Genomic DNA, 3,127 nt, shown 5'->3' on the forward strand with positions numbered 1-3,127 from the left:
CCCTCGGATCACGCCGCCCTCGGGGTTGCGCCGACCGGTGCCGCCGCCTGACCCGGCCCGCCGGTGCCGGCGGCGCCGTGGCTGTCGGGCTCGCCGTCGGTCCGGCCGGGGTCCGCGAACTGGGTGCGGTAGAGCTCCCCGTACCGCCCGCTCTCGGCCAGGAGCTGCTCGTGGGTGCCGCGCTCGATGATCCTGCCCGCCTCCAGCACCAGGATCTGGTCGGCCGCCCGCACCGTGGACAGCCGGTGGGCGATGACCAGGGAGGTCCGGCCGCGCAGCGCCTCGGTGAGCGCCTCCTGGACGGCGGCCTCTGAGGTCGCGTCGAGGTGGGCGGTGGCCTCGTCGAGGATGACGACGCGGGGTCGGGCCAGCAGCAGCCGGGCGATCGTCAGTCGCTGCCGTTCGCCACCGGAGAGCCGGTAGCCGCGTTCGCCGACCACGGTGTCCAGACCGTCCGGCAGCGAGTCGACCAGTTCGGTCAGCCGGGCGCGGCGCAGCGCGTCGCTCACCTCCTCGGCGGTCGCGTCGGGGCGCGGCAGCATCAGGTTGGCGCGGATGGTGTCGTGGAAGAGGTGCCCGTCCTGGGTGACCAGTCCGATCGTCTCGCGCAGCGACCGGGCGGTCAGCTCGCGGACGTCGGCACCGCCGAGCCGGATCGCGCCGCGGTCGGGGTCGTAGAGCCGCGGGGCGAGTTGGGCGATGGTGGACTTCCCCGCGCCGGAGGAGCCGACCAGGGCGATCAGTTGCCCGGGTTCCGCGCGGAAGTCGATCCCGTGCAGCACCTGTTCGCCGCCGCGCCCGTCGAGGGTGGCGACCTCCTCCAGGGAGGCGAGGGAGACCTTGTCGGCGGACGGGTAGCCGAAGTCGACGGCGTCGAACGCCAGCGAGAGCGGCCCGTCCGGTGCCTCGCGGGCGTCCTTGCTCTCGGCGACCAGCGGCTTCAGGTCGAGGACCTCGAAGACGCGTTGGAAGCTGACGAGCGCGGTCATCACCTCGACCCGGGCTCCGGCCAGGGCGGTGAGGGGCGCGTAGAGCCGGGTCAGCAGCATGGCGAGGGCGACGACCGAGCCGGTCTCCAGGGAGCCGCCGAGCGCGAACCAGCCGCCCAGCCCGTAGACCAGGGCCAGGGCGAGGGCCGAGACGAGGGTCAGCGCCGTGACGAAGTACATCTGGAGCATGGCGGTGCGCACCCCGATGTCGCGGACGCGGCGAGCGCGTTCGGCGAACTCCGCGGACTCCTCCTCGGGGTGGCCGTAGAGCTTGACGAGGGTGGCGCCGGGGGCGGAGAAGCGCTCCGTCATCTGCGTGGTCATGACGGCGTTGTGGTTGGCCGCCTCCCGCGACAACTGCGCCAGCCGCGCGCCGATCCGCCGCGCGGGGAGCACGAAGACGGGGAGCAGCACCAGCGCCAGCAGGGTGATCTGCCAGGAGAGGGCGACCATGGCGATCAGCGCGAGGAGCAGCATGACGAAGTTGCCGAGCACGCCGGAGAGGGTGTCGCTGAAGGCCCGTTGCGCGCCGATGACGTCGTTGTTGAGGCGGGAGACGAGGGCGCCGGTCCGGGTGCGGGTGAAGAACGCGACCGGCATCCGCTGCACGTGGTCGTAGACCGCCCGTCGCAGGTCGAGGATGAGCCCTTCGCCGATGACGGCGGACAGCCGCCGGGCGAGGAGCACGAGTCCCGCCTCGGCCAGGGCGATGCCGGCGATGAGCAGCGCGAGGGTGGTGAGGGTGCCGGCGCTCCCGCCGCTGGTGATGGTGTCGATGACCCGGCCGGCGAGCAGGGGAGTGGCGACCGCGAGGGTGCCGCCCACCACGCTCAGCACCAGGAAGAGGCCCAGCCCACGGCGGTAGGGACGGGCGAACGTCCCGATGCGTCGGAGGGTGGCGCGGGTGAAGGGGCGTTGGTCCTGTTCGGCGTGGCGCTCGTTGTAGAGCGCGTTCCACGCGGTCATCTCCATGCTCACGGCGGCTCCCCGTCGGGTCGGTCGGGCGGTCGGGTGACCGCGCGGAGTTCCGTCCCTGGTGTGTGTCGGTCGGGGATGAGAGTAGAAGCTCAAGTGAGCTTGATGTCAAGGTGGCCTCGGGCGCCCCACGTCCGGGGCCCGGGGGTGCCCTCGCCGGTGCGGCTCGCGGGCGTCCGGCGGTGGGGCGGGTGTCCGGAGCGGGGTGTTCCGGAGGGTCAGGCGGGGGCGAGGACGACCCAGACCGGGCCGGTCGCGAAGTTCAGCCGTTCACCGTCGTCGCCGGTGAACCGGGTTCCGTCCGCGGTGGAGTTGCGCGTCCAGCGCGCGTCGTGGGCGCGGCCGTCCCGCAGCACCGTCGCGTCGCCGGAACCGACGGTCTCGGTGAACGGCGTGCCGGGGAACTGCGAGTCGTGAACGTCCACGTACTGCACCACCACGGTGGCCGCGGTGACCTGCCCGGCCGCGGTGTCGTCGGCGGGGCTGCCGTCCATCGACACCCGCCACGCGCCGTCCTCCGCCGACCACGCGAAGCCGAAGGACGCGCTCGGGAAGCGGACCGTCTCCTCGTTCGTCTCCCGGCCGCCCTCCGGTGCCTCCCCGAAGCGGAAGCCGACGTCGGACGCGTCGGAGGCGCCGGGCGCGTCGTCCAGCGCCTCCGACGGCCGCAGGAAGAGGTTGTGGGGCGCCGAGCGGTCCTCGGCGCGGAAGAACGCGCCCGGGGCGCTCTCCGGGGTGACGGCCTCCACCGGCGACTGGGTGATCAGCGGCAGCACCGCCGACCGGGCCCCCGAGAACGCGAACGCCGGGTCGTCGAAGGTCCGCAGCAGCTGGAGATCGGACTCGCGGGCACTGCGCACCGGCCCCGTCTCGGCCGGCAGGTCACCCGAATAGATCGCCGTCAGACGGCTGAGTCCGCCCTCGACCTGGGTGGCGTAGACGATGTCGGCGGACGCCAGGCCGGTGTGGGGGCGGGCGTCGGGGGCGTTGTCCAGCTTCACCGCCAGCACGGGGCCGGGCTCGACGGCCTCGCCGGTGAACGGGGAGCGGGCCTCGTCCTCGCCCCCGTCGTCGGTGACGGCGCAGCTTGTCGCGACCAGCCCGGCGGCCAGGACGGCGAGGGCGGCGCGCGTCCGGCGCCCCGCGGCGGAGCCGCGCCGCGC

General features: G+C 74.0%; 2 protein-coding genes. Both read right to left on the bottom strand.

Going from position 1 to position 3,127, the window contains the following annotated elements; genetic code table 11:
• Nucleotides 1-8 precede the first annotated feature (8 nt).
• The gene (locus HCJ92_RS23310) at nt 9-1,967 is read right to left on the bottom strand and encodes an ABC transporter transmembrane domain-containing protein (RefSeq protein WP_167935591.1); all 1,959 of its coding nucleotides are present in this window, start codon (nt 1,965-1,967) and stop codon (nt 9-11) included.
• Between the two features lie 215 nt (nt 1,968-2,182).
• Nucleotides 2,183-3,127: DUF3048 domain-containing protein (locus HCJ92_RS23315; protein ID WP_245241189.1), on the bottom strand; the 945-nt coding region annotated here is incomplete at its 5' end.

The sequence above is a fragment of the Streptomyces spiramenti genome (assembly GCF_012034385.1).
GTDB lineage: Bacteria > Actinomycetota > Actinomycetes > Streptomycetales > Streptomycetaceae > Streptomyces > Streptomyces spiramenti.